This window comes from Mycobacterium sp. (assembly GCF_052143115.1).
Taxonomy (GTDB): Bacteria; Actinomycetota; Actinomycetes; order Mycobacteriales; family Mycobacteriaceae; genus Mycobacterium.
In genome coordinates this window covers 15,770-35,615 of record NZ_JBKQTQ010000224.1, presented here as the reverse complement: position 1 = coordinate 35,615, position 19,846 = coordinate 15,770, and the positions used below count along the sequence as shown (strand labels likewise).

General features: G+C 66.8%; 21 protein-coding genes and 1 riboswitch. Of the genes, 10 read left to right on the top strand and 11 right to left on the bottom strand.

Going from position 1 to position 19,846, the window contains the following annotated elements:
• Window positions 1–311: 311 nt before the first annotated feature.
• Complete coding sequence (gene sepH / locus ACLQI9_RS22375) at window positions 312–1,091, top strand: septation protein SepH (RefSeq protein ID WP_442384722.1); 780 nt, start codon at window positions 312–314, stop codon at window positions 1,089–1,091.
• On the opposite strand, the gene ACLQI9_RS22370 is transcribed toward sepH, so the two are convergent.
• The 3 genes from ACLQI9_RS22370 to ACLQI9_RS22360 are packed head-to-tail and all read right to left on the bottom strand — an operon-like array spanning window position 1,088 to window position 2,591.
• On the bottom strand, window positions 1,088–1,360 hold the full coding sequence (locus ACLQI9_RS22370; protein ID WP_442384720.1) for a DUF2537 domain-containing protein: 273 nt from the start codon (window positions 1,358–1,360) through the stop codon (window positions 1,088–1,090). The genes sepH and ACLQI9_RS22370 overlap by 4 nt on opposite strands.
• Window positions 1,357–2,211, bottom strand: a complete 855-nt coding sequence (locus tag ACLQI9_RS22365; protein ID WP_442392216.1) for a TrmH family RNA methyltransferase — start codon at window positions 2,209–2,211, stop codon at window positions 1,357–1,359. The genes ACLQI9_RS22370 and ACLQI9_RS22365 overlap by 4 nt, the downstream gene beginning before the upstream one ends.
• Window positions 2,208–2,591, bottom strand: a complete 384-nt coding sequence (locus ACLQI9_RS22360) for a MarR family transcriptional regulator (protein WP_442392219.1) — start codon at window positions 2,589–2,591, stop codon at window positions 2,208–2,210. The genes ACLQI9_RS22365 and ACLQI9_RS22360 overlap by 4 nt, the downstream gene beginning before the upstream one ends.
• Before the next feature lie 323 nt (window positions 2,592–2,914).
• Here ACLQI9_RS22360 and ACLQI9_RS22355 point away from each other — a divergent pair, with 323 nt between their 5' ends.
• Window positions 2,915–3,196 carry a DUF2530 domain-containing protein gene (locus ACLQI9_RS22355; protein ID WP_442384714.1) on the top strand — a complete coding sequence of 94 codons (282 nt, stop codon included), beginning with the start codon at window positions 2,915–2,917 and terminating at the stop codon, window positions 3,194–3,196.
• A gap of 28 nt (window positions 3,197–3,224) precedes the next feature.
• Window positions 3,225–3,680, top strand: coding sequence for an SRPBCC family protein (locus ACLQI9_RS22350; RefSeq protein ID WP_442384712.1), 456 nt, complete (start codon window positions 3,225–3,227; stop codon window positions 3,678–3,680).
• Here ACLQI9_RS22350 and ACLQI9_RS22345 read toward each other — a convergent pair.
• Window positions 3,677–4,468 (bottom strand): DUF3027 domain-containing protein, encoded by a 792-nt coding sequence (locus ACLQI9_RS22345; protein WP_442384710.1) that lies wholly within the window; start codon window positions 4,466–4,468, stop codon window positions 3,677–3,679. The genes ACLQI9_RS22350 and ACLQI9_RS22345 overlap by 4 nt on opposite strands.
• A 106-nt stretch (window positions 4,469–4,574) precedes the next feature.
• Here ACLQI9_RS22345 and ACLQI9_RS22340 point away from each other — a divergent pair, with 106 nt between their 5' ends.
• Window positions 4,575–6,248: an MFS transporter gene (locus ACLQI9_RS22340; RefSeq protein WP_442384708.1), complete on the top strand. Its 1,674-nt coding sequence runs from the start codon at window positions 4,575–4,577 to the stop codon at window positions 6,246–6,248.
• Entirely contained in the window at window positions 6,239–6,748 is a 510-nt protein-coding gene (locus ACLQI9_RS22335; RefSeq protein ID WP_442384706.1) for a DUF2771 domain-containing protein, read from the top strand. The genes ACLQI9_RS22340 and ACLQI9_RS22335 overlap by 10 nt, the downstream gene beginning before the upstream one ends.
• Before the next feature lie 16 nt (window positions 6,749–6,764).
• Here ACLQI9_RS22335 and ACLQI9_RS22330 read toward each other — a convergent pair whose 3' ends face one another.
• The 3 genes from ACLQI9_RS22330 to ACLQI9_RS22320 all read right to left on the bottom strand — a co-directional run bounded on the left by ACLQI9_RS22330 (window position 6,765) and on the right by ACLQI9_RS22320 (window position 10,261).
• A complete protein-coding gene (locus ACLQI9_RS22330; protein WP_442384704.1) occupies window positions 6,765–7,769 on the bottom strand; it encodes a glutathione S-transferase family protein in 1,005 nt (334 codons plus the stop codon).
• Window positions 7,770–7,780: 11 nt separating this feature from the next.
• Window positions 7,781–9,718: an acyl-CoA dehydrogenase family protein gene (locus ACLQI9_RS22325; RefSeq protein WP_442384702.1), complete on the bottom strand. Its 1,938-nt coding sequence runs from the start codon at window positions 9,716–9,718 to the stop codon at window positions 7,781–7,783.
• A gap of 135 nt (window positions 9,719–9,853) precedes the next feature.
• Complete coding sequence (locus tag ACLQI9_RS22320; RefSeq protein ID WP_442384700.1) at window positions 9,854–10,261, bottom strand: cold-shock protein; 408 nt, start codon at window positions 10,259–10,261, stop codon at window positions 9,854–9,856.
• 153 nt (window positions 10,262–10,414) lie between these two features.
• On the opposite strand from ACLQI9_RS22320, the gene ACLQI9_RS22315 reads away from it, so the two are divergent.
• Window positions 10,415–10,825 (top strand): YccF domain-containing protein, encoded by a 411-nt coding sequence (locus ACLQI9_RS22315; RefSeq protein ID WP_442384698.1) that lies wholly within the window; start codon window positions 10,415–10,417, stop codon window positions 10,823–10,825.
• 308 nt (window positions 10,826–11,133) lie between these two features.
• Window positions 11,134–11,340: riboswitch (cyclic di-AMP (ydaO/yuaA leader) on the top strand.
• Between the two features lie 9 nt (window positions 11,341–11,349).
• A complete protein-coding gene (locus ACLQI9_RS22310) occupies window positions 11,350–12,465 on the top strand; it encodes a transglycosylase family protein (protein WP_442392215.1) in 1,116 nt (371 codons plus the stop codon).
• A 48-nt stretch (window positions 12,466–12,513) separates the two neighbouring features.
• Here ACLQI9_RS22310 and ACLQI9_RS22305 read toward each other — a convergent pair whose 3' ends face one another.
• Complete coding sequence (locus ACLQI9_RS22305; protein WP_442384694.1) at window positions 12,514–12,714, bottom strand: hypothetical protein; 201 nt, start codon at window positions 12,712–12,714, stop codon at window positions 12,514–12,516.
• A 110-nt stretch (window positions 12,715–12,824) separates the two neighbouring features.
• Here ACLQI9_RS22305 and ACLQI9_RS22300 point away from each other — a divergent pair, with 110 nt between their 5' ends.
• Together ACLQI9_RS22300 and ACLQI9_RS22295 are read left to right on the top strand one after the other, a co-directional pair.
• Window positions 12,825–15,089: a helicase-associated domain-containing protein gene (locus tag ACLQI9_RS22300; RefSeq protein WP_442384692.1), complete on the top strand. Its 2,265-nt coding sequence runs from the start codon at window positions 12,825–12,827 to the stop codon at window positions 15,087–15,089.
• Between the two features lie 30 nt (window positions 15,090–15,119).
• Window positions 15,120–16,769: a DNA repair helicase XPB gene (locus ACLQI9_RS22295; RefSeq protein WP_442384690.1), complete on the top strand. Its 1,650-nt coding sequence runs from the start codon at window positions 15,120–15,122 to the stop codon at window positions 16,767–16,769.
• Window positions 16,770–16,783: 14 nt separating this feature from the next.
• Here the strand turns inward: ACLQI9_RS22295 and ACLQI9_RS22290 are convergent, their stop codons facing one another.
• Both ACLQI9_RS22290 and ACLQI9_RS22285 read right to left on the bottom strand, forming a co-directional pair.
• Entirely contained in the window at window positions 16,784–17,929 is a 1,146-nt protein-coding gene (locus tag ACLQI9_RS22290; protein WP_442384740.1) for a thiolase family protein, read from the bottom strand.
• 78 nt (window positions 17,930–18,007) lie between these two features.
• Entirely contained in the window at window positions 18,008–18,421 is a 414-nt protein-coding gene (locus ACLQI9_RS22285; protein ID WP_442384688.1) for a Zn-ribbon domain-containing OB-fold protein, read from the bottom strand.
• A gap of 131 nt (window positions 18,422–18,552) precedes the next feature.
• On the opposite strand from ACLQI9_RS22285, the gene ACLQI9_RS22280 reads away from it, so the two are divergent.
• The gene (locus ACLQI9_RS22280; RefSeq protein ID WP_442384686.1) at window positions 18,553–18,846 is read left to right on the top strand and encodes a putative quinol monooxygenase; all 294 of its coding nucleotides are present in this window, start codon (window positions 18,553–18,555) and stop codon (window positions 18,844–18,846) included.
• Between the two features lie 6 nt (window positions 18,847–18,852).
• Here ACLQI9_RS22280 and ACLQI9_RS22275 read toward each other — a convergent pair whose 3' ends face one another.
• Complete coding sequence (locus ACLQI9_RS22275) at window positions 18,853–19,842, bottom strand: LLM class F420-dependent oxidoreductase (RefSeq protein WP_442384684.1); 990 nt, start codon at window positions 19,840–19,842, stop codon at window positions 18,853–18,855.
• Window positions 19,843–19,846: the final 4 nt, after the last annotated feature.

Sequence of the window (19,846 nt, the reverse complement as noted above, 5' to 3'; positions counted from 1 at the left end):
TAACGCAACGCCTTTTGGCACGGTATTGACTCCGCTCTCGGCCGATGTTCGTCGCCCACTAGCTCCCCGTGCTCAATGCACCTGCAGCCGGGACTTCACAGCAAGGACCACCTGCTGCGTAATCGATCACGCCGCTTCACCCTCCCGCCTTGACAAAACACCATCCATATGGGCCCGGCGACGATGCGGGCATACCTGAGCCCGGCCCATTGTGTCCAGCGTGTCAACACGGTTGTGGCTGTTCGCTGCACTAAAGTGCGCAGCTGACGGGCCTGGCACGCTGGTCTGCAAGCGGCCCGCGAGGAGACGCCATGCGGGAACTCACGATCGTCGGACTCGATGTCGATGGCAAACACATCATCTGCGAAAGCACCAAAGACAACGGGGACCCAGGCGACAAGTTCAAGATACGAGTCGACGACCGGCTGAGGGCAGCGGTGCGCGGCGACGGGGCCCGGGTGGGTCAAACCCATATCGACATCGAGGTCACCAGCATGCTGCGTCCCAAGGAAATTCAGGCCCGCATCCGCGCTGGCGCATCCGTCGAGCAGTTGGCGGCGGCCGCCGGGGTCGACGTCGAGCGGGTGGAGAGGTTCGCTCACCCGGTGTTGCTGGAGCGCTCCCGCGCCGCCGAGCTGGCAACAGCCGCCCATCCCGTTCTCGCCGACGGCCCGGCGGTGCTGACGCTGCTGGAGACTGTCACGTCGTCGCTGCTGGCGCGCGGCCTCAACCCGGACAACACGACGTGGGACGCCTGGCGTAACGAGGATGGCCGCTGGACGGTCCAGCTGGGCTGGAAGGCCGGTCGTTCCGACAACCTCGCGCATTTCCGGTTCTGCCCGGGCGCGCACGGCGGCACCGTCACCGCCGTCGATGACACCGCCACTGAGCTGATCAACCCGAGCTTCGACCGTCCGCTACGGCCCGTGGCGCCGGTCGCGGAACTCGACTTCGACGAGCCGGAACCCGCGCCGGTGGAAAGCCCGACACCCGAACCCAAGAGCGAGCCGGCGCGCAGGCGCCGCGGCAAGCCGCCGGTGCCCGCGTGGGAAGACGTGTTACTGGGTGTCCGTTCCGGAGGGCAGCGCTAGCGCAACAGCGTCATCGCGACCAGGGTCAGCCAGGCAGCTGTCACACCCACTCCGACGCCCAGCACCAACCAGCGCAGCACCGCGGTATGCCGCCACCCCCATAGCGTCGGCGCCAACCCCCCGGCCGCGACGATATTGAGCCCGACGGCCAACAACGGATGCACCCGGATCAGCCCCAAACTCAGCACCACGACAGCGACCCCGGTGGCCGCGGCGACAAATCCGGCGACGGTCAAACCCGTTGCCCACGGCGTGGATTCGTCGGTCACGAGCCAACCCTAACCCGCTCGTAAAACGCCAGCGCCGCCGCGGTGGCGACGTTGAGCGAGTCGGTGCCGCGTGACATCGGGATGCGTACCCGCAGATCGCTGACCTGCATCACGGCACGGCTCAGGCCCGGCCCCTCGGCACCGACCAGCACCGCGACCGGCTCATCATGCACTGCCGCCATTGCCTCCGCCAACGGTGCCGCGTCGGTGTTGGGGGTCATCGCCAACAACCGAAACCCCTTCTGTTGCAATGTCTTTAAGTCAGCCGGCCAGTTGGTCGCCCGCGCATAGGGCACCAGCAGGGCGTGTCCCATGGAGACCCGCACCGCGCGGCGGTACAGCGGATCAGCGCAGCCGCTACCGAACACCATCGCGTCGACGTCGAGCCCCGCGGCGTTGCGAAAGATGGCGCCCAGGTTCTCATGGTCGTTGACCCCCTCGAGCACCGCGACGGTGCGGGCGCCGTCGACCACCTCTGCGAGGCTGCGCTCGGGCGCCCGACGCGCGGCGGCCAACACGCCGCGGTTGAGATGAAAGCCAACCACCTGGGCCATCACCTCTGCGGACACCCGATAGTAGGGCGCGGGACTGCCGGCCAGATCTGCCCTGAGCTCGGCGAGTCTGCGATCGGTGCCGAGGAAAGCCAACGGCGTGAACGGCGAAGCCAGCATGCGCTGCACCACCAGCACACCCTCGGCAATCACCAGTCCCTTCCCGCTCGGCAGGTCGGGCCTACGGTCGATGCTGTTCAAATCCCGAAAGTGATCGAGCCGCGCGTCGTCGGGATCGGTGATGTCGCTGACGACCACACCATCGATGCCATCGGCGTGGTCAAAACCGCTTGGGGTCAAGGGCTTTCGTCGACAAGCGCCAGGATCAGGTCGGCGGCCTCGCGCAGCGTATCGCGTTCGGTTCCGCCCAGGTTTTCGAGCCGCTGGGCCAGCCACTCCTGGCTCGCTCGCCGCTCGGCCTCCAGCAGTTCGGCGCCGGCATCGGACACCGAGACCAAGACCTGGCGGCCATCGTCGGGGTGCGCAACGCGGTCCACAAAACCCAAATCGGCCAACGAGGCGATTACCCGCGTCATGGACGGCGGGCGAACCCGTTCCCTGATGGCCAGCGCACCCGGCGTCATCGGGCCGTAATTGGCCAATGTCGCCAGCGCCGACAGCTGTGACAACGACACCGGGGACTGCGGCCGACGGAACCGCAGCTGCCGGGAGAGCCGCATTACCGCCAGCGACAGGTCACTGGCCAACCGGCTATCACCCTCGATCACAGCCGCGACGTTACGACAGAACTTCCGTTCGTCGACAACGAATCACCGAGTCCGGACTCGGGCTGGGCCCAATTGCCCAACTCGCCCCCGCAAGCGGGAGGTGCCCCCACCTCCTGCCGCGGTTCCGGCCGGCATCGTCGTCAGGCCCGGCCCAATTGCCCAACTCGCCCCCGCAAGCGGGTGGGGGTACCTCCAGCCGCGCAGCGGCGAGGGGGCGTGCCCCCACCTCCTGCCGCGGTTCCGGCTGGCATCGTCGTCGGGCTATCTTGGACGGGATGTCTGTCGAGCCTGGCAAAAGCCTCGAGCCGCCGATGCTGCCCGCCGCGTTGCTGGAGGTATGGCCGGTCATCGCCGTCGGCGCACTGGCCTGGCTGGTTGCTGCTGTCGCGGCGTTCGTCGTACCGGCCCTGGAAACTTGGCGACCGCTGACACTGGCCGGGCTGGGTGTCGGGGTGCTGGGCACCACTATCTTTCTGTGGCAGCGTGACGCCGCCCGTCGTGGCGCGCGGGGCGCACAGACCGGATTGAACCATCAACCCAATCCCGACCGAGAATGAGGGTCCTGAGCTAGGAGGTACGCGTCCAATGGCAGCGCCGCTGTTGCAAGCGCAGGTTGATATCAAGGCACCGGTCTCGAAAGTCTGGGCGTTGGTCAGCGATTTCCGCCGAATGCCCCAGTGGAGCCCGCAGTGTCGGTACATGCGGCCGCTCGGCCCGGTCCGCCATGGCACCCGCACCATCAACGTCAACCGCCGCAACCATCTGTTCTGGGCGACGACATGCACCGTCGTCGAGATGATCCCGGACCAGAAGCTGGCATTCCGGGTCAACACCAACAACACGATCTGGAGCTACGAACTGCAGCCGATCGCCGAGGGCACCCGGGTGATCGAGAGCCGGCACGCGGAGAACGGCACCAAGCCGGTGTCGAGTATGGCGGTGAACGCGCTTTTCGGCGGGACCGCGAACTTCGAGCGGGAACTCGTCGACGGCATGAACGCCTCGCTGGCCAAGATCAAAGCCGCGGCCGAGAACAGCTAGCTGGGCTCCGCGGGTGTCTCGGCGATGTCGAGCACTCCGTCGTCGTAGGGGTCGTACATCGGCGAGCCGCTGCCGGCGGGAGCCGGGGTGTCGGAATGCGCACCGCAGCCGTATTCAAAGTCGACGACATGCCCGTCTGCGGACAACTCGTTGCCGCATACCCCGAACATCGTGCCCAACGACCCCGCAAGCGGGAGAAAGAAACCGCAATCGCGACATACGCGTTTGGTGGATTGCGCCATCTGCGCCGACGGACCGTAGTCGCCGTCGTGCCATCGTTGGGCCGCCTCGGAACGGCCCCAGGCACTCATCGCGCGGCGCCGTCCCAGGCCGATCTCTGCGGCGATCTCGTCAACCTGCGGGTCACCGGAGGCCAGATAGCCAGGCACCAACCGCGGATCGTCCGGCAGTGGTGCCAGTAGGTCTCCCGGGCTTAGGTCGCCCGGCCGGATCCGCTGATCCCAGGGCATCCATTCCGGCGCCAACAACGACGTCGGCCCCGGTACCAGGACCACCTCACTGATCGTCGCGTGGTCGGCCCCGGGATAAGCGGCCACGACGACGGCCCACTGCCACCCCTGATAACCCGGCAGATGGGCCAGGAAACGGTGGGTTGCGCTGGTCGGATCCTCGTAGCTGACGCCGAGGTAGTCGCCTACCGTATCGGCGCCGCTGAACTCGACGATGGCCGCCCGCGCCGGCTCGACGGCTTCGGTGAGCACCGTCGCCAACTCAGGCAACCACTCCGCCGTGGTCGCCGCAGCCGACTCCGGGGTCGGTCTGGTCACGTTGTCCGCTGTTTCCATACGCCATTAATAGTGCCGTAGACCCGTGGCGTCCGGCCACACCGGCTGCCTGCACATCGCATCGGCCGGGATCTGTGAGAATTGAGGCATGGCTGGACGGCGGCGTGATCACCCCGGTACGAGCCGGGCGTCTGCCGGCCGCCGCACCCGTAGCGAACCCGCCGCCGAGCATCCCGGAATGGCCAATTACCCGGCAGACGAGCCGGGCTATCGCCGGCCGCGCCGACCGCCGCCGATGCCCAGCGCCAACCGCTATCTGCCGCCGCTGAACCGCGAGCCCGAGCCCGACCGCCGCAGCGAACCGCCGCGTGGCAGCGCGGGTGGCGAGCGTGTCACGGTCACCCGCGCCGCCGCGCAGCGCAGCCGCGAGATGGGTTCGCGGATGTACGGGTTGGTGCAGCGAGCCGCCACCGCCGACGGCGCCGACAAGTCCGGGCTGACGGCGCTGACCTGGCCGGTGGTAGCCAACTTCGCCACCGATGCCGCGATGGCCGTCGCACTCGCCAACACGCTGTTCTTCGCCGCGGCCACCGGGGAAAGCAAGGACAAGGTCGCGTTATACCTGCTGATCACCATCGCGCCGTTCGCGGTGGTCGCGCCGCTGATCGGTCCGGCGCTAGACCGGCTACAGCACGGCCGACGGGTCGCGCTGGCGGCGTCGTTCGCGCTGCGCACCGGGTTGGCGGTGCTGCTGATCAGCAACTACGACGGCGCCACCGGAAGCTACCCGTCGTGGGTGTTGTACCCGTGCGCGCTGGCAATGATGGTGCTGTCGAAGTCGTTCAGCGTTCTGCGCAGCGCGGTGACGCCACGGGTGATGCCGCCGACGATCGACCTGGTGCGCGTCAATTCGCGGCTGACCATGTTCGGGCTGCTGGGCGGCACCATCATCGGCGGTGGCATAGCAAGCGGCATCGAGTACGCCTTTACCCGCATGTTCCATTGGCCCGGAGCGTTATTCGTCGTCATCGCCGTCACGGTTGCCGGTGCCTGGCTGTCCATGCGAATTCCGCGCTGGGTCGAAGTGACCGCGGGTGAGGTTCCCACTACCTTGAGCTATCGCAGCCGCCCACCGGGCCGAAGCTGGTCCCAGGAGTTCAGCGGTGCGCTTCGACAGCCGTTGGGTCGCAATATCATTACGGCGTTGTGGGGCAATTCCACCATCAAGGTCATGGTGGGATTCCTGTTTTTGTATCCAGCCTTCGTCGCCAAGGCGCACGCCGCCAGTGGATGGGTGCAGCTTGGCATGCTGGGGCTGATCGGCGCTGCCGCCGCCACCGGTAACTTCGTCGGCAACTTCGCCAGTGCGCGGCTTCGGTTGGGCAGGCCCGCGGTGCTCGCGGTGCGCTGCACCGTGGCGGTGACCGCGGCGGCACTAGCGGCGGCGGTGGCCGGCAATCTCGTGACGGCCGCCATCGCAACCTTGATCACGGCGGGTTCAAGCGCGATTGCCAAGGCCGCACTGGACGCATCGCTACAGGACGACTTGCCCGAGGAATCACGCGCGTCGGCGTTCGGGCGGTCGGAATCGACGCTGCAGCTGGCTTGGGTCCTCGGCGGCGCGCTGGGCGTGTTGCTCTACACCGACCTGTGGGTTGGCTTCAGCGTCGTCGGGGCTGTGCTGATCCTCGGTTTGGCGCAGACGGTGGTCAGCTTCCGCGGTGACTCGTTGATCCCCGGTCTGGGAGGCAACCGGCCGGTGATGGTCGAGCAGGAAGGTGGCCTCAGCGCCCCGGACGCCGCGGCGGTCTCGTGGGAGTAAAGCCGACGGCGAAGTCAGGCGTCGCTGTGCTGCTCGCGGCTTTGGTGGTGCTGGCATGTGCGGCTGCGGGAGTCGGCGCCTGGGCGCTCGAGCGCGGGCGCGCTCCGCTACACCCCGAGATCAGCGCGTATTCCCATGGCCAGCTGACCCGGGTGGGGCCCTACCGATATTGCAAAGTGCTCGACCTTGACGACTGCGAAACCCCGGATGCGCAGGGCGAGCTGCGGGTGAATGCGCTTGATCCGGTGCAACTTTCGGTGCCACCGGCGATCGGGCGGGCACCCTGGTGGCTGTTGCGGGTCTACGAGGATGCGGTCAACCCCGTGACGACCTCCTACCGTCCGGGCAGCCGGCTGGCAGTCACCATCCCCACGGTCGATCCGAAACGGGGGCGGCTGACGGGAATCGCCATCGAGTTGATGACGGTCGTCGTCGACCGGGCCGGCGGATTGCACGGTGTCCCGCACGCGGAGTGGTCGGTGCGCACCGTGTGGGGCTGAGCTCAATTACACGAAGCTACGCGCCGTGGCCGGCGGGCACCCTTTCGGCTTCGAGTGGCGGTCCGGGCGGGGTGCCATCACCGAAGGGCCCGCCGTCCAATGCTTCTCGGCCGTGCGGCGTCAGCCAGTTGGCCAGGACCGGCCCCTTCGGCACGATCCGGGTCGGGTTGATGTCGGCGTGCACGATGTAGTAGTGCTGCTTGATCTGGACGAAGTCGACGGTATCGCCGAAGCCTGGTGTCTGGAACAGGTCGCGGGCGTAGGCCCACAACACCGGCATCTCGGATAGTTTGCTTCGATTGCACTTGAAGTGCCCGTGGTAGACCGGGTCGAAGCGCGCCAACGTGGTGAACAACCGGACATCGGCTTCGGTGATCGTCTCCCCCACCAGGTAACGCTGGTTCTCCAGCCGATCGCTGACCCAGTCCAATGCCGTGAACAACCGGTCGTAGGCCGCGTCGTACGCCTGTTGCGAGCCGGCGAAGCCGCAGCGATAAACACCGTTGTTGATTTCGGTGTAAACCCTTTTGTTGACCTCGTCGATCTCACCGCGCAGCGGCTCGGGATATAGCTGCGGAGCGCCGTGGCGGTGGTAGGCAGTCCATTCCGTTGAGAAGTCCAACGTCAGCTGCGCGAAATCGTTGGTGACCACAGCGCCGGTCGGCACGTCGACGATCGCGGGGACGGTGATGCCTTTCGGATAGTCGGGAAAACGTTTGAAATACGCGTCTTGCAGCCGCGGGATCTTCAGCACCGGGTCGACACCACCCGGGTCGAGGTCGAAAGTCCAACTGCGCTTGTCATGGGTCGGGCCGCAAAACCCAATGGAGATAACACTTTCCAGTCCCAGTATCCGTCGCACGATGATCGCGCGGTTGGCCCACGGACAGGCGCGCGCGACGATGAGTCGATACCGGCCCGGCTCTACCGGATAGCCGTCACGGCCGTCGGCGGTGATACGGGTCGCGATGTAGTTGGTGTCGCGGGTGAATTCGCCGGCCTCGGCGACGTACGAAGCCATGGTTGCCCCGGTCAGGACTCGGCAAGGGTCAGGAACCGCCGAGCCAAATCGGTCTCGGTGGAGGCGGCAGCTTCCCAATGCGCGATCCACGGTCCGGTGCCCTCGGACTGATCGACGATCCCGTCTTCGAGCCAGGTGTAGCGACCTTTCAGCACGTTGCGCGCCAGCGCAGCGTCGGTGCTGTCGGTGTTGGTCCACAAGGCGTCGAACAGCGCCTCGACCCGCAGGGTGGCCTGCTGACAAAAAGCTTCGGCCAACTCGTAGGACTGTTGACCGCGGGCCGGATCGGCAACTCGCTGCGCCTCGGCCCGCACACACGTCGCTGCGATGGCGAACAGTTCCGCGCCGATATCCACTACCCGCCCCAGGAATCCCTGCTTTTGCTCCAGCGCGGCTTGCCAACGCGCCATCCCGTAGAAGGTGTTACGGGCCAGCTTGCGCGCGGAGCGCTCGACGAATCGCAGATGCATGGCCAACTTGCCGAACTCGCGATACGCGGTTGGCCGTTGCCCCTCACCGAAAACCAACTGCGGCAACCACTTTGCGTAGAACCCACTCGCGCCGACCGCCGCCTTCGCCTTCTGGCGAACATCGGCTTTCGGGTTCGCCAGATCACCGGCCGCACTCAGGTGGGCGTCGACCGCCTCGCGGGCGATGAGCAGCCGCATGATCTCGCTGGATCCTTCGAAGATGCGGTTGATCCTCAGGTCGCGGACCACCTGCTCCACCGGCACGGCACGCTCCCCGCGCGCGGCCAGCGATTCGGCGGTCTCATAGCCGCGGCCACCGCGGATCTGCAGCAGTTCGTCGCCGATCACGCAGGCCATTTCGCTCGACCACAGCTTGGCCAGTGCCGCTTCGATCCGGATGTCGTTGCGGCCTTCGTCGGCCATCTGACCGGACAACTCCAACACCGACTCGAGCGCATAGGTGGTTGCGGCCATGAACGAAATCTTTTCTGCGACGGCCCCGTGTTCGCCGACGGGTTTGCCCCACTGCACCCGTTCACCGGACCACTCCCGCGCGATTTTCACCGACCACTTGGCGGAGCCGGCCGCGATCGCCGGTATCGAGAGTCGGCCGGCGTTCAGGGTGGTCAGCGCGATCTTCAGGCCGTCGCCTTCTCGGCCGATCAGGTTTTCCGCAGGGACTCGGACTCGGTGCAGCCTGGTGAGACCGTTTTCGATACCGCGCAATCCCATGAATTTGTTGCGCCGCTCCACGGTGATGCCCGGTGAATCGGCCTCGACGACGAACGCGCTGATGCCGCCGCGGTGCCCGTCGCTCTTGGGCACGGTGGCCATCACCACCAGCAGTTCCGCCACGACGCCGTTGGTCGTCCACAACTTCACACCGTCTAGTTCGTAGGCGGCTCCGCCGTCGACCGGAGTCGCCGTCGAGGCCAGCCTCGCCGGGTCTGAACCCACATCCGGTTCGGTGAGCAAAAACGCCGATATCGCCCCTGCGGCACACCGCGGCAGAAACTTCCGCTTCTGCTCCTCAGTCCCAGCCAGCTTGAGCGGTTCCGGCACGCCGATCGACTGATGAGCGGACAGCAGCGCCCCGAGGCTGGCATGCACGGTCGACACCATCATCAACGCCCGGTTGTAGGCGACTTGCGACATGTTCAGCCCGCCGTATTCCGACGGGATCTTCATCCCGAAACAACCCAGTTCGGCGAGGCCCTTGACATATTCGTCGGGGATCTGCGCGTCGCGCTCGATGACGCTGCCGTCGACCTTGTCGAGGAATTCCCGCAGTTGGGCTAAGAACTTCCCGGTGCGAGCGGCCTCTTCGTCAGAGGGCCTGGGAAACGGGTGAATGAGCTCAAGCGGGAATCGGCCGAGGAAAAGCTCCTTGGCCAAAGATGGTTTATCCCAACCACTTTCGCGAGATTCCTCAGCTACGGCTCTCGCTTGTTCTTCGCTGATCTGCGCCTGCTGTGCCATCGAACTTCCCTCACTCGAAGCGACTCCTGCGGAGCTTTCGGTGTCCAGTGTTCCCCCGAGAGCTCGCCGATACACGCGTTTGTGCAACTAGCGCGCAACCGCCGACGCGGGCATCGGCGCGCGACGCAGGTCGAGCTAGGCGTCGAGTTCGCGGGCCACGGCTTTGACCACGTCGGAGACCCTGCGAGCGGTTTTGCGGTCCGGGTAGCGACCCTTGCGCAGCTCCGGCTGCACGGTGCTCTCCAACAAGGTGATCATGTCCTCGACCATGCCGTGCAGCTCATCAGGGCTGTGCTTGTGTTCAGCCGGGGCCTCCCTGCGCGGGCGGGTGAGGGTGGGCGGCGGGTCAAGCAGTTTGAGGCTCAGTGCCTGCGGTCCGCGGCGCCCGGAGGCGACGCCGAATTCCACGCGCTGCCCTGCCTTGAGGCCTTCGACGCCCGCAGGCAGCGCCGAGGAGCGGACGTAGACGTCCTCGCCGTCCTCCTGGGACAAGAACCCGAATCCCTTGTCAGCGTCGTACCACTTCACCTTGCCAGTCGGCACCGGTCTCACCTGCTTGTCTTACGGATGAATAGAACGAGCAACACAATGAAGCGTCCCGCCTGCGCAGGACGCGATGACGACAGATCCTACTCGGAGGGCCCACGGCCGAGCACCCGGTTTCTCGGTACGCTGGCACTACCCCTGGAGGAGACAATGCGCCTGATCCTGAACGTTATCTGGTTGATTTTCGGCGGCCTGTGGTTGGCCCTCGGTTACCTGCTGGCTGCGCTCGTTTGCTTCCTGCTCATTGTCACCATCCCCTTCGGATTCGCAGCGTTGCGCATCGCATCCTATGCGCTATGGCCGTTCGGGCGGACGATCATCGACAAGCCCGGTGCCGGCAGCGGCGCGCTGATCGGGAACATCATCTGGTTGGTGTTGTTCGGGATCTGGCTTGCGATCGGGCACCTGGTAAGCGCGGTGGCGATGGCGCTGACAATCATCGGTATTCCGCTGGCGCTGGCCAACCTCAAATTGATCCCGGTATCTTTGATGCCGCTGGGCAAGGAAATCGTCCCCGTCGATCAGGCACACCGAGGCGGATCCCTGCCGGTGTACCACTGACCGCCGATACGCTTCTCGGCGCCGTCACTCCGGCCCCAAGATCAGCCGTCACTCCGGCCCCAAGATCAACTGTGATCCGTTCCTCGACGGCAAAACCGATGTGAATTCGGTCACATAACGGAATTATCACAGCACGGCTACAGCTCGATATCGCAGCCAGTGAGCTGCACAAACAACGAGCCCTCCTGGTGTTTTCCCGGTTCGCGGGAAACGAAACGCCGAAATCGCTATGAAATGACTCCACCGCGATCACCCGCTAGCGTCGTCCGGAGCTTGCCGAGTCTTACTGAGCGGCGGGCCTTCTCGCCTATAGCGCCGAGCTCCATCCGATAGGCGGGGACAAACCAACCCGTGGATGGAGGCGGGGGACCCACTGGTCCACCGAAATCGGACCGGAGCCGTCCGCGGCTCCTTGGGGTGAAGCCGTCGCCGTTCCCGTGGGACTCGGCGCGGCCGGGCGACCTCTCCCGCCCGAACCCGACAGCTGACCTCGTGGGCGCATCAAGAGAGGACGTCTTCGGCGTATGAGCGGACGGCATCGTAAGCCCACCACTTCTAACATCAGTGTCGCCAAACTGGCATTCACCGGTGCTGTGCTCGGTGGCGGTGGCATCGCACTCGCGGGCCACGCGTCCGCGGCCACCGACGAGCAATGGGACGCTGTCGCTGGATGCGAGTCCGGCGGCAACTGGGCCATCAACACCGGCAACGGGTACCACGGCGGGCTGCAATTCTCGCAGGGCACCTGGGCGGCGCACGGCGGCGGCGAGTTCGCCCCGTCCGCGAACCAGGCCACTCGCGGCCAGCAGATAGCGGTCGCCGAGCGGGTTCTGGCCACCCAGGGCCGCGGCGCCTGGCCGGTGTGCGGCCACGGACTCGGGGCGGCGACACCGCGCAACGTCCTCGCCAACGCGCCCGCACCGGACGCGCCCTCACCACCGGCGCCGGTCGAGCCGGTCGCGTTCGACGCGCCGATGCCGCCTCCACCGGCCGACCCCCCGCCGCCGGCCGATCCTCCGCCGCCGCCCCCGCCTGCACCCGCCGAGCCGGTCGCGTTCGACCCGCCTCCGCCCGCCGACCCCGCGCCGCCGGCCGAACCGGCACCAGTCGAGCTGGCCGCCCTCGATGCTCCGCCGCCGGCAGACGCTCCACCACCGGCAGACGCTCCGCCGCCGGCAGACGCTCCACCACCGGCAGACGCTCCGCCGCCGGCCGAGGAATCGGCACCAGCCGAGCCGGCCGCCCTCGATGCTCCACCACCGGCAGACGCTCCGCCACCGGCAGACGCTCCACCGCCGGCCGAGGAATCGGCACCGCCGGCCCCGCCCGCCGACGAACCCTCGGATGTCCACCAGGCCACCACAGTGGCGCATTGGACCTTCGCCGACGATCCGGCCCCGGGCCTGCCGACAGTTCCAGGGCTGCCCACCGATCCTGCTGCCGCGGGCTCCGCGATACACGACCTTCAGGTGCCCCCGCAGCTCGCACCCTTGCTCGATCCGGCGAACCTGCCCAATACCAGAAAAGGACTGCCCGTCGCGCCGCCGCAAAACATGGACCCGAGCTACGTGAAAGACCTGCTCAAAGCCATCCAGTCACAAAACGTGAGCGGTAACCCGGCCCTGTCCTCGCTCGCCTGACCGGCGCAAGCAACCCCGCGAACTGCGCGGGGTGGGAACATCGTCCGCCTAGCGGTTGATCTCCGTGACGGGATGCACGTACGGCAGCTCGTCGGCGGGCAGCGGGAAGACGACGTCGCCGTAGGGAGACAGGGCGCCCACCCGATCGGTCGCCAGTTCGCTCACCGCGTGGTCGTCTGGGTTGTCTGTCGGCCAGCCCCTGTCGACATAACGGGTCTTCTGCGCCTTCTTGCCAGCGTTGTCAGCCACGGGACCCATTCTGACAGGTCCTGCCCGCTCTTGACGGCTGGGCTCTCCGATTCGTCTCACGCCGTCGCTTCGGAAGTCCCACTCGCCGGGCTGCTTTACGCTGGTCAGCAATGACCGAACACACCCCGGGCATCCCGCTGGGGTCCTGGCTGGCCGACTTGCCCGACGAGCGGCTGATCCGCCTGCTGGAAGTACGACCCGACCTTGCCCAGCCACCGCCGGGCAGCATCGCGGCCCTTGCCGCCCGCGCCCAGGCCCGGCAGTCGCTCAAGGCCGCCAGCGACGAACTGGACTTCTTGCGGCTGGCGGTGATCGACGCGCTGCTGGTTCTGCACGCGGATACCGCGCCGGTAACCGTTGCCAAGTTGCTGGCACTGATCGGCGGTCGTGCGCCCGAATCCGAGGTGCTCGACGCCCTCGATGAACTCAGAGAACGCGCCCTGGTGTGGGGTGACACCGAATTACGAGCGGCCCCCGATGCCGGTGCCGGTCTGCCCTGGCATCCGGGGCAGGTGACCCTGGAAGACGCCTCGCAGAGCGGTGATCAGATTGCCGAGCTGATCGACGGCCTCGACGGCGCACAGCGGGAAGTGCTGGACAAGCTGCTGGAAGGGTCGCCGCTGGGACGCACTCGCGACGCCGCGCCCGGGGCTCCCGCGGATCGCCCGGTGCCACAGCTGCTCGCGATGGGACTACTGCGGCGAATCGACGCCGACACGGTGATCCTGCCGCGCCACGTCGGGCAGGTGCTGCGCGGCGAGGAACCCGGACCCGCGCAACTGGCCGCGCCGGATCCGGTGGTCGCCACCACCACGTCCGCCGACGCCGACGCCGCAGCCGCAGGCGCAGTCATCGACCTGCTGCGCGAGCTCGATGTGCTGCTCGAAACACTCGGCGCGACACCGATTTCCGAGCTGCGCAGCGGCGGCTTAGGAGTGCGTGAGGTCAGGCGGCTGGCGAAGATCACCGCTATCGACGAGGCCCGACTGGGTTTGATCCTCGAGCTGGCCGCCGCGGCGGGCCTGATCGCCAGCGGCCTACCCGATCCGCAACCGGCCGGCGGAGAGCCACCCTACTGGGCGCCGACGGCGGCCGCCGACCGGTTTACCGAAGCCTCCCCCGCCGACCGCTGGCACCTGCTGGCCACTACCTGGCTTGATCTAGCGGCCCGTCCGGCGTTGATCGGGACCCGCGGGCCCGACGCCAAACCGTATGCCGCGCTGTCGGATTCGCTGTACTCGACGGCAGCCCCGCTGGACCGGCGGCTGCTGCTGGGCATGCTGGCCAAGCTGCCGCCCGGTGCAGGAGTGGACAAGACCACAGCGTCGGCAGCGCTGATCTGGCGGCGGCCGCGCTGGGCCAAGCGGCTACAGCCGGACCTGGTGGCGGACCTGCTAGAAGAGGCACACCTGCTCGGCCTGGTGGGCCGCGGAGCGATCAGCACGCCCGGCCGCGCGTTGGTTGACGGCGGCTTAAAAGACGGAGACGCCGACGTCGTCGACGCGATGGCACATGCCTTGCCCGCGCCGATCGACCACTTCCTGGTGCAGGCCGACCTGACGGTCGTGGTGCCCGGGCCGCTCGAACGTTATCTCACCGAGGAGCTGGCCGCGGTGGCCACCGTCGAGTCCGCGGGTACGGCGATGGTGTACCGCGTCAGCGAGCCGTCCATCCGGCACGCGTTGGATATCGGCAAAACCGCTGACGCATTGCACTCGCTGTTCGACAAGCACTCCAAAACGCCTGTGCCGCAAGGGCTGACTTACCTCATCGACGACGTCGCACGCCGGCACGGGCAACTGAGGATTGGCATGGCCGCATCGTTCGTGCGATGCGAAGACCCAACGCTGCTCGCCCAGGCGGTGGCCTCCGCCAAAGCCCAAGCGCTGGGCCTGCGAGTGTTGGCGCCGACGGTGGCGATATCCCAGGCGCCGATCAGCGAAGTGCTCGCGGCCTTGCAGGACGCCGGTTTCGCACCGGCCGCCGAGGACTCCACCGGCAACATCGTCGACATCCGGGCCCGCGGCGCGCGGGTGCCGGCACCTCAGCGCCGTCGGCCGCACCGGCCCATACCGCGCCCGAGCGGCGAAAGCCTGAGCGGGGTTGTCGCGGTACTCCGCAAGGTGACCACCGCGCCCTTCGGCAGTGTCCGCATTGACCCGGCGGTGGCCATGTCGCTGCTGCAGCGCGCCGCCCAGCGGCAAGACACCGTGGTCATCGGCTACGTCGATGCCGCCGGCGTGGCCACTCAGCGGGTGGTGTCGCCGATCACGGTGACCGGCGGGCAGCTGGTGGCGTTTGATTCCGCCTCCGGCCGCGCACGTGAGTTCGCCATCCACCGCATCACCTCGGTGCTGTCGGTCGACGACGGATAATGGGGTCTATGACGAACAGGAGCGCCGCGAGTGCCTGACGGGCCGTTGATCGTGCAGTCCGACAAGACGGTGCTGCTCGAGGTTGACCATGAGCTGGCCGGCGAGGCGCGCGCGGCGATCGCGCCGTTTGCCGAGCTGGAACGCGCACCCGAGCATGTGCACACCTACCGCATCACCCCGCTGGCGCTGTGGAACGCGCGCGCCGCGGGCCACGACGCCGAGCAGGTGGTCGACGCGCTGGTCAGCTACTCCCGTTATGCCGTCCCGCAGCCGCTGCTGGTCGACATCGTCGACACCATGGCTCGCTACGGGCGGCTGCAGTTGGTCAAGAGCCCGGCGCACGGCCTGACGCTGGTCAGCCTGGACCGCGCGGTGCTCGAGGAAGTGTTGCGCCACAAGAAGATCGCGCCGATGCTGGGTGCGCGGATCGACGACGACACCGTCATCGTGCATCCCAGCGAGCGGGGCCGAGTCAAACAGACGCTGCTCAAGATCGGCTGGCCCGCTGAGGATCTGGCCGGATACGTCGACGGCGAGGCACATCCGATCAGCTTGCGGCAGGACGGCTGGCATCTGCGCGACTATCAGGAGATGGCCGCCGAGTCGTTCTGGGCCGGCGGATCAGGCGTGGTGGTCCTGCCGTGCGGAGCGGGCAAGACACTCGTCGGCGCGGCAGCCATGGCGAAAGCCAGTGCGACGACGCTGATTCTGGTCACCAACACCGTCGCCGGCCGCCAGTGGAAACGTGAACTGATCGCCCGCACCTCGCTGACCGACGAGGAGATCGGCGAATACTCCGGGGAGCGCAAGGAAGTTCGGCCGGTCACCATCGCCACCTATCAAGTCATCACCCGTCGCACCAAGGGCGAGTACCGCCACCTGCAGCTGTTCGACAGCCGCGACTGGGGGTTGATCGTCTACGACGAGGTGCACCTGCTGCCGGCGCCGGTGTTCCGGATGACGGCTGATCTGCAGTCGCGGCGACGGCTGGGGTTGACCGCGACGCTGATCCGCGAGGACGGCCGCGAGGGCGACGTCTTCTCGCTGATCGGGCCGAAACGCTATGACGCGCCGTGGAAGGACATCGAGGCACAAGGCTGGATCGCGCCGGCGGAGTGCATCGAGGTACGGGTCACGCTGACCGACAGCGAACGGATGACGTATGCCACCGCCGAACCCGAGGAGCGCTATCGGCTCTGCTCGACGGCCCATTCGAAGATCGCTGTGGTCAAGTCGATCCTGAGCCGCCACCCCGGTGAGCCGACCTTGGTGATCGGCGCCTACCTCGATCAGCTCGACGAGCTCGGAACCGTGCTGGATGCCCCGGTGATCCAGGGGTCGACCAAGACCGCCGAGCGCGAGGCCCTGTTCGACGCCTTCCGCCGCGGTGAGGTGAACACCCTGGTGGTGTCCAAGGTCGCCAACTTCTCCATCGACCTGCCGGAAGCCGCAGTGGCGGTGCAGGTTTCGGGCACGTTCGGATCACGGCAGGAGGAGGCCCAGCGGCTCGGCCGGTTGCTGCGGCCCAAGGCCGACGGGGGCGGGGCGGTGTTTTATTCGGTGGTCGCCCGCGACAGCCAAGACGCCGAATACGCCGCGCACCGGCAACGATTTCTGGCCGAGCAGGGCTACGGCTACATCATCCGCGACGCCGACGACCTACTGGGCCCGGCGATTTAGGGCGAGCGCTGGAACTAGAGCGACAGGATGGTCGCCGACGACGTACCGGGGGCGCCGTACACCTGCGCCAGGCCGACGCGGGGATTGCCGGGCACCTGACGATCGCCCGCCTCGCCCCGCAGCTGACGCACCAGCTCGTGCACCTGCCGCAGCCCCGATGCGCCGATCGGCTCACCGTTGGCGATCAGCCCGCCGTCGGTGTTGACCGGAATCGAGCCGTGGATCTCGGTGGCGCCGTCGGCCACCAACTTCTCCTGCTCGCCGTCGGCGCACAGCCCCGTCTCGGCCATGTGGATGACCTCGGCACCGGCGTCGGTGTCCTGCAGCTGGGCGATGTCAACGTCTTCGGGCCCGATGCCGGCCGCCTCGTAGGCGGCTTTGGCCGCGTACACCGTGGGCGAAACATCCTCGTCCAACGGCGCGAAGGTGGCGTGCACCTCGTAGGCGCCGTAACGGCGGGTACGGATCTCGGTGGCTCGCACGTAGACCGGTTTGTCGGTGAACTTGTGCGCGATGTCGGCTCGGCACATGACGACCGCCGCCGCACCCTCGTCGGGGGCGCAAAACATGTACTGCGTCAACGGGTAGTTCAGCACCGTCGAGTTGAGGATCTGGTCCTCAGGAATCGGCTTGCGGCGGAACGCATTCGGGTTCAGTGCGCCGTTGCGGAAGTTCTTGGCGGCCACCTTGGCCAGGGTAGCCTGGGAGATATTGTGGTCGTGTAGGTACTTGTTGGCCTTCATTCCGAAGAATTTGGTGGTGACGAACTGCCCGTTCTGCGCATACCACTGCGGCAGCGCCAGCTTGGCGGGGTCGTCGGTGAAGGCGCCGCGGGGGTGCTTGTCCAAACCGATGGCGATGCCGATGTCGTACTTGCCCAATCGGATGGTGTCGGCGGTCTGCTGAATAGCGCTGGCCGCGGTGGCACAGGCGTTGAAGACGTTGGTGAAGGTGATGCCGGTCAGCCCGACCAGGCGGGTCACCGCGTCGGGGTTGGACACCTCGTGGCTGCCGCCGAAGCCGAATTGGATGTCCTTCCAGTCCACACCGGCGTCGGTCAACGCGAATTGGATGGCCTCGGCACCCATCTCCATCGCGGTTTTCTCGAACCTGCCGAAGGGATGCAGGCCCACGCCGATGATGGCTACTTGGTTGCTCATGTCACTCATGCCGCTGGCTCCTCTTGGGTAGATGGTGGTGACCCGCTTCACCCGGCTCCGCCGCGCTCGCGATCGCCACTAGACCGGCTGGAAGGCGAACGTGACGATCTCGTTGCCGTCAGCGTCGGTGGTAAACGGCACCATGGTGAGCTCTACCTGCTGGCCGAACTTGAGCTTGGCCGGGTCGTTCTCGGTCAGCCGGCCCTCGACTCGGATCACGTCACCGAGCTGGACCAGGCCGACGCCGAACGGCACGAAATCGTCACCGGCCGGGCCGGCGTAGGGAGCTCCGGGCGGGAAGCCCTGGGTGGTCCATGTCACCAAAGTTCCGCTGCGCGGCAACAACAGCTCGCTCATCTCGCCGCCACTGCAGCGTGGACACCGCTGCTGCACTGGGAAGGTGGTGGCGCCGCAGTCGCCGCATCGACTGCCGATCAGCTGCGGGCTGTCATCGGGCCAGGTGGAGATGTCGGGGGCAAGTGCTTTCTGCATCGAGCGATCCTCCAGCGATCATCCGTCCAGCGACCAGAATATTGCTCACTGAACCGTATAACAGCCTTCCGAAAAGTGGAAATCCCATTCTCCCAGCATGCACACGGCAGCCCTGCATTAGGTTGGCGACTATGGCGGTCACGGTGACACTCGAACTCAGATTCAAGCCCGACGAGGTCGCCGCGGGGCGCGAACTCATGGGCTGGGCGCTGCAAGACACCCGCGCGTTCGACGGCAATCTGCAAACCGACGTGCTGGTCGACGAGGATGACGAAGCGCACTGGCTCATCTACGAACTCTGGGACACGGTCGAGCACGACGAGGCCTACCGCAGGTTTCGGGCCGGCGAAGGCAAGCTGACGCAGCTGCCCCCGCTGCTGGCCGCACCTCCGGTCAAGACGCGGTACACCCCCTCCGATATCTAGGACGGTCTAGCTGAGCGCGGGAACCACTTCGCGTTCGAAAAGCTCGATGCCGGAACGGTCATAGGCGGCCTCCGGGAAGTAACAGATCACGTACTCGCAGCCCAAGCCGCGCAGATGTTGCAGCCGCTCGATCACCTGTTCCGTTGTGCCGGTGGCTGAATCCGGTCCGCTGCCGCTGGCTATCATCGCATCGGCCGCCGCTTCCGGGACATAGCCGATCATCCGGTCCCGGATGCGCTGCAGCCGGTCTTTGACATCGGCTTCCGAGGTGCCGAGGGTTGCGTTGACGTTAACCGAGCGCACGATCGCGTCGAAGTCGGTGCCCACGTCGCGGCAATGCCCGGCAAGCACTTCGGATTTGTGCACAAATCCCTCAGACTCGCCAGTGAAGTTGGTGTACTGCGCGTATTTCGCGGCGATGCGCAAGGTCACCTTCTCGCCTCCGCCGGCGATCCACAGCGGAATACCGTCGTCCTGCAAAGGTTTCGGGGCCACGATCGCGCCGTCGACCTGGTAATGCTTGCCGTCCAGGCTGACCTTGCCGTCGCGCCAGGCGTCGCGCATGATCCGCACGCCTTCGTCCAACCGGCCCAACCGCACCCCCGCCGACGGGAACCCGTAACCGTAAGCGCGCCACTCGTGTTCGTACCAGCCGCCGCCGATGCCCATCTGGATGCGGCCACCCGAGATGATGTCGGCGGTGGCCGCGACTTTGGCCAGGTAAACCGGATTGCGATAACTCATCGCCGTGCACATCTGGCCGAGCTTGATGCGCGACGTAGTCGCCGCGTAGGCCGACATCAGCGACCACGCCTCGTGAGTGGCTTCGGCGGTCGGCATCGGCACGGTGTGGAAGTGGTCGTAGACCCACAACGAGTCCCACGCGCCGTCGTCGGCGTGGGCCGCCAGGTCCCGCATCACCGCCCAGTGCTTGGCCGGGTCAATCCCGACCAGATCCATACGCCAACCCTGCGGAATGAAGAGGCCGAATCGCATAGCT